The following is a 13,193-nucleotide window of genomic DNA, read 5'->3' as shown; positions in this document are numbered from 1 at the left end:
CCCCCGTTCAGTGAACCGCTGAACACTCTAACGAATCGCCCCACTTGAGGGAGGTGCGATGACTACTCTGTGAATCATTGACCGCAGTTGAGGGGAACTCTGGTGAAAATCCTGCATGTTGTCACGCTCCATACGCCGGACCACGCCTTCGGCGGTCCGACCCGGGTGGCGTTCAACCTGTCCAAGGTCCAGCGCGCCCACGGCGACGACGCCCGCGTCATGGCGCTCGGCGACGGCTTCCCCGGCGGCGAACTCCCCAGCCACGTAGAAGGAGTTCCGGTCCACCTCTTCCAGGCCCGGCACCTGCTCCCGATGTTCGAGGTCAGCGGCATCACCTCCGCCGCGCTGCTGCGCACCGCACGCCGCATGATGCGCGGCACCGACCTCGTCCACGTCCACCTGATGCGCGACCTGGTGACCCTGCCCGCCGCGCTCCTCGCGCTCGCGACCCGTACGCCGCTGGTCGTCCAGACCCACGGCATGATCGACCCCACCGAGAAGAAGGTCGCCCAGCTCACCGACGTCCTCGGCGTCCGCAAGGTGCTGCGCGAGGCCGACGCGGTCCTGCACCTCACCGAGATGGAGCGGGTCGACGTGAACGCCGTCGCCGCGCCCGTCCCGCTCACCCGTACCGTCCGGCTGGTCAACGGCGTACGCCCGCAGGAGCGCAAGCCCGCCCGCGAACCCGGCCGCCCGCCCACCATCCTCTATCTCGCCCGCATCCAGGAGCGCAAGCGGCCCGAGGACTTCGTCTCCGCGATGCCGCACGTCCTCGCCCGCCACCCGGACGCCCGCTTCGTGCTGGCCGGCCCGGACACCGGCGCGCTGACAGAAACCCTGGCGCTCGCCGAGAAGTTGGGCGTTACGGACTCGCTCGACCACCGCGGCCCGCTGGAGCACGACGAGGTGCTCGCCGCCGACCGCGAGGCCGATGTCTATGTGCTGCCCGCGATCGAGGAGCCGTTCCCGGTCTCCGTGCTGGAGGCGATGTCGGTCGGCACGCCGGTCGTCATCACGCGCACCTGCGGCCAGGCCCCCGATGTCGCGCAGGCCGGTTCGGGCCGGGTCATCGACAGCCGGGTCGGCGAGGACGCGGCCAACGCCCGCAAGGTCGCCGACGCGATCCTGGAGCTGCTGGAGCCGGAGGCCGCCGAGCAGGCCGGCAAGGCCGCCTGGGAGCTGGTCAACGACCAGTTCACCATCGAGGCCGTCACCGCCACCCTCCGGCGGACCTACGAGGACGTGGTCCGCCGGAGGCGAGGGTGAGGCCGAGCCGTCAACGTACGGGCTTCTCGCGGGACTTCAGCGCGATCTGCCAGCGGTAGAAGCTCATCGCCAGCGCGAAGTCGAACCCGGCGCGGCCGTCCAGGAAGCCGCGCCGGTAGAGGTACATGTACGCGAACGACACCACCGGCTTGAACGGCGCCTTGTGGAACAACTGCCCCTGGCGTGACTTGACCTGGCGCACCTGCTCCTTCACCTGAGGATGGTGCTCCAGCCACGCCTCCCAGTCCGAGTACCGGTTGTGGCGCTCGAACCAGGCGGTGACCGGGTCGAGGTCCTGGTGCTCGATCGGATGCTCCAGCGTTCCCACCGTCGCCGCGACCGGCTGGTAGTGGCCCTCCACCTCACCGATGCCCGGCGCGTCCAGGTCGCCGACCTCCGGATAGAAGGAGCGGGTGCGGTCGGTCAACGACCGCTTGCGGATGGTGTATCCGTGCCGCAGCCGCTTGCCCGAGAACCAGTACCCGAGCGGAATGTCGTACGCGGCGGGCTTCGGCGCCGACGGATCCCGGAAGGTCTCCCGCAGCTCGGCCAGCAGCCCCGGGCTGAGCCGCTCGTCGCCGTCGAGCAGCAGGATCCAGTCCAGGTCGGTACGGACGTTCTCCAGGCACCACTGCTTCTTCCGCGGATGGCCCCCGTCCCAGGTGTACGTGACCACCTCGGCCCCGCACTCCTCGGCGATCTTCACCGTGTCGTCGGTGCTGTGCGAGTCCACCACGACGACCGCCTCGAAGTGGCCGAGCACCGACTTCACCGCCTCGGCGATGTTGAGGCCCTCGTTCTTCGTGGGGATCGCCACGGCTATCGGCAGCTTGGTCGTACCAGCGGTCATCCCTTGGCTCCTTCGGCCAGCCAGGCGTAGCAGCCTGTGGAGGTGAACGTGCGGGCGGACTCCGGGATCGTGATCCTCCGGGACTTGCCGGTGTCGGAGGTGCCGGAGGCCAGCTCCTTGCCGCCCGCTCCTTCGATGTGCCAGGAGCAGTTCGTGGTGGGCGAGGCGGAGCGGTAGACGCCGGGCCGCAGCGTCCTGCCGGTGTGGCTGCCGTCGGCGTAGGCGTACGCGGCCTCGTCGACCAGGTCCTGGTGTTGCGGGCAGAGGCCCGCCACCGCGGCCGGCGCGTCGGAGATCTCCCGGGCCGCGATCGCGCCCACGGCGGTGTCCCGGTCCACCTTGACCAGATAGCGCAGCTTGTCGCAGGTCTCCTGGCCGGTCTGGAGCACGGCGGCCGGGTCCATGCCCTTCGGCACCCGGTCCTCCAGGTACTCCTTCTGCTTCTTGGTGAAGGTGCCGGTGGCCGGCGTGATCTCGTCGGACGGCGTCTTCGGGCCCTCGGCGGTCGCGTCGGGCGCGGTGACCTCCGGTTCCTCGGCGGCGGGCGCGGTGGGCGCCGCGGGAGCGGTGGGCGTGGCGGGCGGTGTGGACGTGGTGGCGGTGGAGCCGGGGACGGCGGGCCCGGAGGCCGCGGGGCGCTGGGCGCCCGCGGCCTCCGGCCCGTTCCCGTCCGCGGACGAGCCGCAGGCGGCCAGCGCCGCCACCGTCATCACGACGGCGGCGCCGGCCAGGAACGGATTCCGCATGGATCAGCCATTCCTCAGTGCGTAGTGGGCGCTGACCTGGAAAGCGGTCAGCGCGGTCGGGTAGACGGCGGTCTCGTCGATCTGACCGGCGAAGAAGTTGCTGGTGGGACGGTTCGGCCAGCCGAACAGGTCGTCCCCGCCGACCCGCCAGTAACCCGGGGTCGTCTCGTTGTTGGAGACCAGGATGTTCGACGCGCGGAGCTGTCCGTCGACGTAGAGCGACATGCCCTGGCCCAGAGGACCCTGCGTGGCGACGACGTGGTGCCACTGGCCGTCATTGTACGCGGCCGAGGTGGCGACCGTCCGGGCGGAGCCGCTGTAGACGCCGAACACGAGCCGCCCGTCGTTGCGCATGTAGATGTGCTTGTCGTCCCGGGTGCTGTTCTGCTGGGTCATGTTCCCGAAGCCGATGATCTTCCCGCCGCGGGTGGTGGTGGTCTTGACCCAGGTCTCCAGGGTGAACCGCGCCGGCGCCGGGTGGAGCCGGTTGCTGTAGGCGTACTGGGTGGTCCCGTTGAGCCCGATCGCGGTGGACGGTCCGGTGACGGCCGCCGGGGTCTGGCGGTAGGCCGGGGCGTTGCGCAGGAACCCGTTGTTGAGGCTGCCGCTGCTGTCGTGCGCGAAGGTGGCGCCGGCCTCGTCGTAGCGCCAGTAGAGCGTGGCTCCGTCGGACTTGACGCGGGCCGGGTACGCCTCGGTGGTGGTGGTCACGGTGGCGGACTGGGCCGGCGACTTGGTGCTGGTGTTGGTGCCGTCGCTCGCGGTGATCCGGTACGAGTAGGTCTGGCCGGCCACCACGTCGGTGTCGGTCCAGGTCAGCTGCGGCCGGTTCCAGAAGACCGAGTAGCCGGTCGTGGTGTGGATCGGCGTGTTGGACCCGTCCTTGTAGATCCGGTAGGTCAGCTCACCGTCGTCGGTGTCGAAGCTGGTCTGCCAGTTGACGTCGACCTGGCCCGGAGTCAGCGTGGACAGGCTGACGTTGGGCACCCACGGCGCACCGGTGTCCGGGCCGTCCGCGAACCGGGTCAGCCCCTGCTGCGGCGCGCTGTTGACGGTGGTGAACTCGCCGCCGACCCACAGGTAGTGGCGGCCGCCCTTCCCGGTCTGCGTCATCACCCGCGGACCGACCGGCTCGCCGATGCCGTCGTTGGTGTCCGGGAACCACGGCAGCAGCTTCGGGTCGTCGACCGACTGGGCCAGCAGGTGCTTGCGCGGCTGGTCCGGGAAGCCGCCCATGGAGGCGCAGTCGTGGGCGTGGCTGCCGCTGTAGAGGACGCCGGAGTAGACCTCCACGGCCTGGGTGGCGCCGAGGCAGGTGTCACGCCAGCGCTGCTGGAAGTTGCTCAGGTTCAGCGCGATCCGGCCGTCGAACACTCCGCCGCCGCTGCCCTCGTTGGCGGTGTAGAAGCCGGTGGCGTCGGTGGTGATGTCCTGGACGGTGGACTTCTCGTGGATGAACCCCGGGTAGCTCTTGGTGAGCTGTCCGGTGGTGGCGTCGACCACGGCCAGCGCGTGCGTGTCGGTGCCGTTGATTCGGAAGAAGTCCCCGCCGAGCAGCACGTTCTGGCCGTCCGGGGTCACCTCGATCGCACGGGACGTCTCGTCCGCGTCGGCCGTGAACGGCAGGAGCGAGGCCCCGGCCGTGGAGACGGCCGCGAAATGGCTCCTGGTCTGTCCGCCGACGGTGGTGAAGTCTCCGGCCAGATAGACCGTGTCCGACGTGACGGCGAGCCCTCGCACCGTGGCCGAGACACCGATCTTGAAGTTGTTGCGGACGGTGCAGGTCGCGGTGTCGACGGCCGCGATGTTGCTGACCCCGACCCCGTTCACCGCCCCGAACTGGCCGCCCGCGTACAGCGTTTCGCCGTCCGGGGAGAGCGCCAGCGAGCGGACGGTCGCGGTCCCGGAGGAGACCGTGAACGACAGCGAGCAGTCGGTGGGCGTCCCGGTCGCCGCATCGAAGGCGGCGAAGTTCACCGCGGGCTGTTCACTCGTGCCGGGCGCGGCCTTGGGCGGCCGCAGGGTGGAGAAGGTGCCGCCCGCGTAGACCACGCCGTTGCCGGCCGCCATGGCCCAGACGATGCCGTTGGTCTGCCAGGTGGAGAGGTCGTCCGCGGTGAGGGCCACCGGCGGGGTCAGTGCGGCTGCCGGTGAACCCCCGGCCGCCGTGGCGGTCAGGGCTCCGGTCAGCAGGCAGAGTGCGGCGGAAGCGGCCCGCAGACGGCCGCGCCCTCCGAATCTATGCCCCGTACTTCCGTTCATCATTCAGCTCCGAAGGTGAGAACGAGCTGCGGCCTGGAGGCCGCCGATCCTGCCTCGCCCGACCAGATGCGCGGACTGTCCGTCCCGCTGCTGGTCAGGGCGAGTGAGTAGGCGGAGCCGAGGGCTCCGCCCAGTGCCGGCGCGGTGAGCTCCACCGAGTGGTCGGTGGAGACGGCGGTTGCGCCGGTGATGCCGCCCAGCACGGACGCGGAGAGCGCCGGCCGGGAGTTGTAGGTGACCGCCGACTCGGTCCAGGCGCCGGTGACCGGCACCACGGTGTGACTGTCGGTGGAGCCCGCCGTCGGATCCGACGAGGTACGGAACTGGAGGCGGGCCCTCTTGAGGACCTGCCCGGCCGGGGCGGCGGGCAGGGTGAAGCGCAGATGGCTCAGATAGGGCGTGGAGCCCCGCGAGGCCAGCTGCTGGTCGTTGTAGTTCGTGTTGGCCGCCACTGCGTCGACGTACGCGTCCTCGTCGGCCTGGAGGCTCACCGTGGTGTCGCCGGGCGGCGCGGGCGTCTGCGCCGGCTGGTGGTGGGCGGCGACCTGGGCGGCGGTGAGGACGCCGCCGCGCCTGCGGATCGCGGCCCGGACCCCGGTACGTTCCCGGAGCCCCGGCCCCCTCATCTGTCCACCCGAACGGCGGCCCCGGTCAGCTGGTCCGAGAGCAGCCGGATGTCCGCGTCGACCATGATCCGGGCCAGCTCGCGGGACTTGACCTCGGGCTTCCAGCCCAGCAGCTCCTCCGCCTTGGACGCGTCACCGATCAACGCGTCGACCTCGCTGGGCCGTTCGTACTTCGGGTCGTACCGCACATGCTCGGCCCAGTCGAGGCCCGCGTGCTCGAAGGCGAACTCCAGGAACTGCCGGACGCTGACGCCTTCACCGGTCGCCACCACATAGTCGTCCGGCGTGTCGCACTGGAGCATCCGCCACATGGCGTCCACGTACTCCGGCGCGTACCCCCAGTCCCGCACCGCGTCCAGGTTGCCCAGGTGCAGCCGGTCCTGGAGCCCGGCCTTGATCCGGGCCACGCCACGGGTGATCTTCCGGGTCACGAAGGTCTCACCGCGGCGCGGCGACTCATGGTTGAAGAGGATCCCGTTGACGGCGAACATGTCGTACGCCTCGCGGTAGTTGACCGTGGCCCAGTACGAGTAGACCTTCGCCACGCTGTACGGGCTGCGCGGGTGGAACGGGGTCTTCTCGTTCTGCGGCGGCGGGCTGGCGCCGAACATCTCGGAGGACGAGGCCTGGTAGATCCGGGTCTGGACACCGCTGGCCCGGACCGCCTCCAGCAGGCGGATCGTGCCGAGGCCGGTGACGTCACCGGTGTAGAGCGGGGCGTCGAAGGAGACCCGCACATGGGACTGCGCGCCGAGGTTGTAGACCTCGTCGGGCTGGATGTCGCGCAACAGGTTCACCAGCGCCACACCGTCGGTGAGGTCCGCGTGGTGCAGGACGAAGGAGCGCTCCGGCTCCTCCGGACCCTGGTAGATGTGGTCGATCCGCTCGGTGTTGAAGCTCGACGAGCGGCGTATCAGGCCATGGACCGTGTACCCCTTGTCGAGCAGCAACTCCGCCAGGTACGAGCCGTCCTGGCCGGTCACTCCCGTGATGAGCGCGGTCTTCGCCACGATTCCCCCTTCTCTGCTGTCCGTCTGTGCGACGAACACGTCACCGACATATCGGAATTGGAGCGTTCTGCGGCAAAACATCTCCGCAGTCCCTTACTGCTGGCACAATCCGAGCCATGACGACCGAACTCCCCGTCCCACCCCAGGAAGCCGCCCGTCCTCTACTGCGCCCGGGCTCCCGCATATTCGTCGCGGGCCACCGCGGACTGGTCGGCTCGGCGGTGGCCCGCCGCCTCGCCGACGACGGCCACGAGGTCCTCACCCGCGGCCGCGACCTCCTCGACCTGCGCGACGCGGCGCGGACCGAGACGTATCTGCGGGACATCCGCCCGGACGCCGTGGTGCTGGCCGCCGCCAAGGTGGGCGGGATCATGGCCAACAGCACCTATCCGGTGCAGTTCCTGGAGGACAACCTGCGCATCCAGCTCAGCGTGATCGCCGGAGCGCACGCGGCGGGCACCGAGCGGCTGCTCTTCCTCGGTTCGTCCTGCATCTACCCCCGCCTCGCCCCGCAGCCGATCCGCGAGGAGTCGCTCCTCACCGGCGAGCTGGAGCCCACCAACGAGGCGTACGCGCTGGCCAAGATCGCCGGAATCGTCCAGACCCAGTCCTACCGCCGGCAGTACGGCGCCTCCTACATCAGCGCCATGCCCACCAATCTCTACGGGCCCGGCGACAACTTCGACCTGGAGACCTCGCACGTCCTGCCCGCGCTGATCCGCCGCTTCCACGAGGCCCAGCGCGACGGAGCGGAGGAGATCACCCTCTGGGGCTCCGGCTCGCCGCGCCGTGAGTTCCTCCATGTCGACGACCTGGCCGCCGCCTGCGTCACCCTGCTGGAGGCGTACGACGGTGACGGGCCGGTCAACATCGGCTGCGGCGAGGACCTGACCATCCGCGAACTCGCCGAGATCGTAGCGGAGGTGACGGGCTATCAGGGCCGGATCGGCTGGGACACGTCGAAGCCCGACGGGACCCCGCGCAAGCTCCTCGACGTCTCCCGCCTGACCTCTCTCGGCTTCACGCCGCAGATCCCGCTCCGTGACGGCATCGCCCGCACCTACGCCTGGTGGCTCGGCCAACTCGCGCCCGTAGCCTGACCGTGCGCCACCGCGCGCACTCGGCGCGCGGTGGCGCACCGGAACTCCTCGCATCGACCGTCCGCCGTTCTCAGTAGGCCCCGCGGCCGTCGGTGACAGCGCGCACCGTACGGGCGAGGAGCCCCATGTCCGTGGCCACCGACCAGTTGTCGACGTACCAGAGGTCCAGCGCGACCGTCTCCTGCCAGGACAGGTCCGAGCGCCCGCTGACCTGCCACAGCCCGGTCAGCCCCGGTTTCACGGCGAGCCTGCGTCCCTCCCGCTCGTCGTACCGCGAGACCTCCTCCGGCAGCGGAGGCCGCGGCCCCACCAACGACATCTGACCCAGCAACACATTGAACAGCTGCGGCAGTTCGTCGATCGAGGAGCGGCGCAGCGCGCGTCCCACCGGAGTCACCCGCGGATCCTGGCGCATCTTGAAGAGCGGCCCGTCCACCTCGTTGTCCTCGGCGAGCTGCGCCCTGCGAGCCTCCGCGTCCGCCACCATCGTGCGGAACTTCCACATGGTGAACGGCCGGTTGTGGAGCCCCTGCCTGACCTGCCGGTGGAAGACCGGACCGCGCGAGGAGAGCCGCACGCACAACGCCACCGCGAGCAGCAGCGGCGCGAGCACCAGCAGGCCGAACAGGGCGCCGCCACGGTCGAGCGCGGCCTTGAGGACGCCCTGCGGGCCTCCGCGCAGCGGCGGCGCGATGTGCAGCAGCGTGAGCCCGGCCGCCGCCACCGGGCGGACCCGGGACGCCGCGATGCCGGAGAGCTCGGAGACCACGCACAGGGCCACGCCCGCGTCGTGCAGCCCCCAGCCCAGCCGCCGCAGCCGGTCACCGGTCAGCTGGGGCCCGGGAGCCACCAGCACCAGGTCCGCCTCGTGCGCGTAGGCCCCGCCGAGCACCGTCGTCACGTCGTCGTCCGCCGGGCTGGAGCCGAGCCGCCCCGGCACCGGCACACCTTCGTGCGCCGGCCGGTCCGGTCCGACCGGAATCGCGGCGACCAGCCGGTAGGCGTGGTCCGTACGGGTGCCGAGCAGCTCGGCCGCGTGCTCCAGGCCCGCCGCCTCACCCACCAAAAGCACCCGGCGCGGCGCCCGTTGTCCCCGCCGCGTACTCCGCAGCCCCGCCACGGCGGTGGTCACCAGCAGCCCCGGCGCCACGGCCACGACGGCCGTCGCCGGGTCGACGGAGCCCCCCGCCGCCGCGTGCAGGACGGCCAGCACTCCGAGGAGCACCAGCCAGTCACCGAGCGCGCCGAACGCACCGCCCGGCTCGCCGTGCACCGGGTCGGCGTACCGTCCGCGCGCACCGCGCAATCCGGTCCACAGCAGACCCGCGACCGTGGCGGCGAGCCACGGTCGCGGCTGCTCGCCCAGGTGCAGCACCAGCCAGGCCGGCCCGGTCAACGCCATCAGGTCGGTCAGCGCGCCGAGCGGCGGCCGGTGGACCGGCCTTCGCCGGACCGGAGCCCGGCCTGTCCGGTCGCGCTCCGCCGTCGGGGCGCGCCACAGCTGCTCCAGCGCCGCCGTACGATTCCGGGAGGCGGCGGTGCGGGGACGCGGCGCGCCCCGGAGCCCCACCGGCCCGGATATGTCGGTCTCAGGTATTTCGACATGCCCCATGAACCCCCCAGTCACAGTCGCACCCCCACAAACGCGACGCATCCGTCGATCCCATGGACTGACGGATGCGCCCTCGCTCGGTGCACGATATCCACACACGTGCCATTTCGCTGGAGTTCCCGTGAAGTTCAGACGGCTCGGTCCAGACTCCCGCGATCCGGTGCAACCGGCTGATCTCGCCTGTGAGGGGCGGTTGTTGGCAGATCAACAGGTCGGCAAGCGCTTGTCGAGAGGGAATGACGCCACCCGTCGGCGGAACGGTTCACTCCGGCGCACGCCGGAGTGAAAGCACGAACCCCCTGGCGGCGACCTGCGCTACCAGGGGGTTCACGGTCCGTGGGTGCGCCCCTGGGGCGGTAGGGGCCGCCCACGGGGTCAGGTGAGCCCGGCCGTACGCCTCCTGGCCCGGCGGTGGATCAGCAGTCCGCCGCCAAGGAGCGCTGCGGCAAGGAGAGTTACCGAGATCACACTGATCCCGGTCGCCGCGAGGCTGCCGCCGGACGTCGTCTCCGTACCGGAATTCCCTCCCACACCGCCACCGACCGTGGAGCCTGCACCGCCGACGGCCGAGCCGGCCGAACCGGAGGAGCCGCCGGAGGAGCCGGACGCGCCGCCGCTGCCGGACGCACCTGTCGCGCCGTCACCACCGCCGGTGCTGGCGCCGGTTGAGGTGTCACCAGAACCTCCGCCGCTGTCACCGCCGTTGGCCCCGCCGCCCTGCCCACCGTTGTTCCCGCCACCGTCCGCGCCGCCCGTGGCATCCGTGACCGTCAGCGTGATGGGGGCCGTACGCGTGGTGCCGACGTCGTTGCGGAACTCGGCGCGGTAGCGGTAGCCGTCCTGCGCGGTCTTCGCGGTGAACGTCAGCACGGGCTCGGTGGCCCCGTCGAGCGCCTGCCAGGTCTGCGAGCCGTCGGTGCTCACCTCCCAGCGGACCGAGGGCTCCGGTGTGCCTTCCGCCGCCCGGTTCGCCGGACCCTGGTTCCCGAAGGTCACCGGTATCCGCACGTCCTGCCTACGATCGCCGCTCGACCGGTGGTCGGCCCGGGTGAAATGATGTTGAGGCTGTCAACAAAGTGGCGCAGGAGGACCGGCCGAAGCGATCACATTCAGCCGAACTCGACCGGCGGAAAGGCCTGTTCCGTCCAGATGGTCTTGCCGGCCGGCGTATAGCGCGTCCCCCACCGCTGGACGAGCTGCGCGACGATGAAGAGGCCGCGCCCGCCTTCGTCGTCCTCCGCGCTGTGGCGCAGATGCGGTGAGGTGTGGCCGGTGTCCGCGACCTCGCAGAGCAGCGTGCGGTCCCGGATGAGGCGCAGCCGCAGCGGCCCGCCGCCGTACCGGACCGCGTTGGTGACCAGCTCGCTGACGACCAGTTCGGTGGCGAAGGACAGCTCCTCAAGTCCCCAGACGGTGAGTTGACGGGTCGCCAGCTCGCGGGCCCGGCCCACCGTCACCGCCTCCGCCGGCAGCTCCCACTCGGCGACCTGGCCCTCGTCCAGCTGGCGGGTCCTGGCCAGCAGGAGCGCGGTGTCGTCGGCGGTCGTGGCGTCCGGTACCAGCGTGGCGACGGCCCGGTCGCACAACTCCTCCAGCGAGGCCGCCGGATCGGCGAGCACCCGGCCCAGCGCTTCGAGGCCCTGGTCGATGTCGTGGTCGCGGGCCTCCACCAGACCGTCCGTGAACAGTGCCAGCAGGCTCCCCACCGGCAGCTCGATCTCCATGGACTCGAACGGCAGACCGCCCAGGCCCAGCGGCGGCCCGGCCGGCAGATCCGGGAAGGTGACGTGGCCGTCGGGATGCACCACCGCCGGCGGCAGATGTCCGGCCCGGGCCATGACGCACTGCCGCGAGACCGGGTCGTACACCGCGTACAGGCAGGTCGCGCCCGTCGTCAGTTCGTCGTACGCGTCCGCGGCCACGCCGTCCCGGGCGCCCGGCCGCTCGTCCAGCGGCTGCCCGACCAGGTCGTCCAGCCGGGTCAGCAGCTCGTCCGGAGCCATGTCCAGCTGCGCGAAGGCCCGCACGCTCGTCCGCAGCCGGCCCATGGTGGCGGCCGCCTGGAGCCCGTGGCCGACCACGTCCCCGACCACGAGCCCGATCCGGGTCCCGGAGAGCGGGATCACGTCGAACCAGTCACCGCCCACCCCCGTGACATCGTCCGACGGCAGATAGCGGTGCGCGATCTCGACGGCGGACTGCGGCGGCACATGGTGCGGCAGCAGCTGGCGCTGGAGGGCCAGAGAGGCGGAGCGCTCGCGGGTGAAGCGGCGCGCGTTGTCGATGCAGACGGCCGCACGCGCCGCCAGCTCGTCCGCCAGCGCGACCTCACCGTTGTCGAAGGTGTTGGCCGGACCGTGGGCGACCATGCGGCCGGACGTCTCGGGCCGCGTACTCCGTACGAAGGTGACGAGCCCCAGCACGCTGCCGCCGACCCGCAACGGCACGACCAGCGTGTTGTCGTCCAGCACCAGACCGCCGGAGGCCAGCGAGCGGTCCTGCGGCGAGCCCGGCGGATAGGCGACCGGCGGATAGCGGTTGGCCGGACTTCCCGGAGCGCCCGGATACAGCGGCTCGCCCGGATCGGCCATCCCCGGGTCCACGGAGTGCTCGCCGACCCGCAGAAGGTCCATCGCCGCCGAACTCCCGGTCGCCGGAAGCTCCCCGCTCATCACCGTCACCCGCGCGATGTCGACCCGTACGACGTCGGCGAACTCCGGCACCGTCACCTCGGCGATCTCCTCGGCGGTGGTGACCACGTCCAGGACCGTGCCGATCCGGCGGCCGACCTCCACCAGCAGGGCCAGGCGCTGCTGGGCGCGCTGGCGGTCGGAGATGTCGAAGGCGTCCTCGCAGACCCCGAAGACATGTCCTTGGGCGTCCTCCAGCCGGTAGTAGGAGCACGACCACAGGTGCTGGGTGCCGGGGTCGCTCGGCGGGATGCCCTGGAAGTGCAGGTCCAGGATGGGTTCGCCGGTGTCGATCACGTGGTGCATCACCGCGTCGAGCGTCTGCGGATACCCCGGCGTGACGAACCGGCCACCGGAGTACAGCTCGTCGGCCCGCATCCCGCGGTACTCGGCGAGCGGCTTGCCGATCTCCCGCTCGTAGGCGGTGTTGCTCCAGGTCAGCCGGAGGTCGGTGTCGTAGATCGCCAGGCCGACCGGCGACTGCGTCGCGAGCCCTTGGAGCAGCGCGAGCCGGGACTCCCACTGCCGCAGCTCGCCGAGCTCGGCCGCGACCAGCACGCGTCCCGGCGCCTGAGGGCCCACGGCGCCGTCGCCGGCGAGCGGGCACAGGGCGGTCGCCACCAGCAGCTCCCGGCCGTCGCGGTGGCGCGCGAGGCGGATCTCGTTGCCGGGAGGCGGGCCGGCCGAAGCGAGTGCCGGGTCCGGGCCGGGGCCGTTCGGAGTGCCTGCCGTGTCCGGGACTGCCGGGACGGGACCCTCCGCCGGGAACGGAGACAGGAACGCGGTCAGCGGCCGGCCCACCGCCTCCCGCGCGCTGTAGCCGAGCAGCTCCGTGGCGGCCGGGCTCCACCCGACCACCGTGTCCCGGCCGTCCAGAACCACCGTGGCCGCCCTGGCGATGTCCAGGGGGCCGCGGAAGTCGGCGGCATCCGCCGCTCTGGTCGCGCTCACCGCGCCACACCGGCCTGGTCCATGGTCTTCAGAATCCGCCCTGGCCACGGCGGGCACAACTGCGGTACGCCCGCGCCACA

The 13,193-nt window shown here is 71.4% G+C and carries 9 protein-coding genes and 1 pseudogene; 2 read left to right on the top strand and 8 right to left on the bottom strand.

What is annotated here, in order from left to right; genetic code table 11:
* Window positions 1-102 precede the first annotated feature (102 nt).
* Window positions 103-1,266, top strand: coding sequence for a glycosyltransferase (locus ABZ267_RS24210; RefSeq protein WP_356748939.1), 1,164 nt, complete (start codon window positions 103-105; stop codon window positions 1,264-1,266).
* A 10-nt stretch (window positions 1,267-1,276) separates the two neighbouring features.
* Here the strand turns inward: ABZ267_RS24210 and ABZ267_RS24205 are convergent, their stop codons facing one another.
* The 5 genes from ABZ267_RS24205 to gmd are packed head-to-tail and all read right to left on the bottom strand — an operon-like array spanning window position 1,277 to window position 6,760.
* On the bottom strand, window positions 1,277-2,116 hold the full coding sequence (locus ABZ267_RS24205) for a glycosyltransferase family 2 protein (protein ID WP_356748937.1): 840 nt from the start codon (window positions 2,114-2,116) through the stop codon (window positions 1,277-1,279).
* Window positions 2,113-2,862, bottom strand: coding sequence for a hypothetical protein (locus ABZ267_RS24200; RefSeq protein WP_356748935.1), 750 nt, complete (start codon window positions 2,860-2,862; stop codon window positions 2,113-2,115). Before ABZ267_RS24200 ends, ABZ267_RS24205 begins: the two co-directional genes overlap by 4 nt.
* A gap of 3 nt (window positions 2,863-2,865) precedes the next feature.
* Window positions 2,866-5,127 carry a LamG-like jellyroll fold domain-containing protein gene (locus tag ABZ267_RS24195; protein WP_356748933.1) on the bottom strand — a complete coding sequence of 754 codons (2,262 nt, stop codon included), beginning with the start codon at window positions 5,125-5,127 and terminating at the stop codon, window positions 2,866-2,868.
* Window positions 5,124-5,750, bottom strand: coding sequence for a DNRLRE domain-containing protein (locus ABZ267_RS24190; protein WP_356748931.1), 627 nt, complete (start codon window positions 5,748-5,750; stop codon window positions 5,124-5,126). Before ABZ267_RS24190 ends, ABZ267_RS24195 begins: the two co-directional genes overlap by 4 nt.
* A complete protein-coding gene (gene gmd / locus ABZ267_RS24185; RefSeq protein WP_109163108.1) occupies window positions 5,747-6,760 on the bottom strand; it encodes a GDP-mannose 4,6-dehydratase in 1,014 nt (337 codons plus the stop codon). Before gmd ends, ABZ267_RS24190 begins: the two co-directional genes overlap by 4 nt.
* A gap of 116 nt (window positions 6,761-6,876) precedes the next feature.
* Between gmd and ABZ267_RS24180 the strand changes: the two genes are divergently transcribed.
* The gene (locus tag ABZ267_RS24180; protein ID WP_356748929.1) at window positions 6,877-7,860 is read left to right on the top strand and encodes a GDP-L-fucose synthase; all 984 of its coding nucleotides are present in this window, start codon (window positions 6,877-6,879) and stop codon (window positions 7,858-7,860) included.
* Window positions 7,861-7,930: 70 nt separating this feature from the next.
* On the opposite strand, the gene ABZ267_RS24175 is transcribed toward ABZ267_RS24180, so the two are convergent.
* The 3 genes and pseudogenes from ABZ267_RS24175 to ABZ267_RS24165 form a co-directional block, all read right to left on the bottom strand.
* Window positions 7,931-9,472 carry a sugar transferase gene (locus ABZ267_RS24175; RefSeq protein ID WP_356748927.1) on the bottom strand — a complete coding sequence of 514 codons (1,542 nt, stop codon included), beginning with the start codon at window positions 9,470-9,472 and terminating at the stop codon, window positions 7,931-7,933.
* 375 nt (window positions 9,473-9,847) lie between these two features.
* Window positions 9,848-10,432 (bottom strand): annotated as a pseudogene (locus ABZ267_RS24170) (LPXTG cell wall anchor domain-containing protein); the annotation flags it as partial.
* Between the two features lie 149 nt (window positions 10,433-10,581).
* A complete protein-coding gene (locus ABZ267_RS24165) occupies window positions 10,582-13,113 on the bottom strand; it encodes a SpoIIE family protein phosphatase (RefSeq protein WP_356748925.1) in 2,532 nt (843 codons plus the stop codon).
* Window positions 13,114-13,193: the final 80 nt, after the last annotated feature.

It is taken from the genome of Streptomyces sp. NPDC006174 (assembly GCF_040614075.1).
Taxonomy (GTDB): domain Bacteria; phylum Actinomycetota; class Actinomycetes; order Streptomycetales; family Streptomycetaceae; genus Streptomyces.
This window is presented reverse-complemented; position numbering and strand designations above follow the sequence as displayed.

Excerpts from the sequence above, each read along its gene's own strand:
- ABZ267_RS24200 (WP_356748935.1), bottom strand. The coding sequence starts at position 2,862 with ATGCGGAATCCGTTCCTGGCCGGCGCCGCCGTCGTGATGACGGTGGCG.
- ABZ267_RS24175 (WP_356748927.1), bottom strand. The coding sequence starts at position 9,472 with ATGGGGCATGTCGAAATACCTGAGACCGACATATCCGGGCCGGTGGGG.
- ABZ267_RS24180 (WP_356748929.1), top strand. The coding sequence starts at position 6,877 with ATGACGACCGAACTCCCCGTCCCACCCCAGGAAGCCGCCCGTCCTCTA.
- ABZ267_RS24190 (WP_356748931.1), bottom strand. The coding sequence starts at position 5,750 with ATGAGGGGGCCGGGGCTCCGGGAACGTACCGGGGTCCGGGCCGCGATC.
- ABZ267_RS24195 (WP_356748933.1), bottom strand. The coding sequence starts at position 5,127 with ATGATGAACGGAAGTACGGGGCATAGATTCGGAGGGCGCGGCCGTCTG.
- ABZ267_RS24205 (WP_356748937.1), bottom strand. The coding sequence starts at position 2,116 with ATGACCGCTGGTACGACCAAGCTGCCGATAGCCGTGGCGATCCCCACG.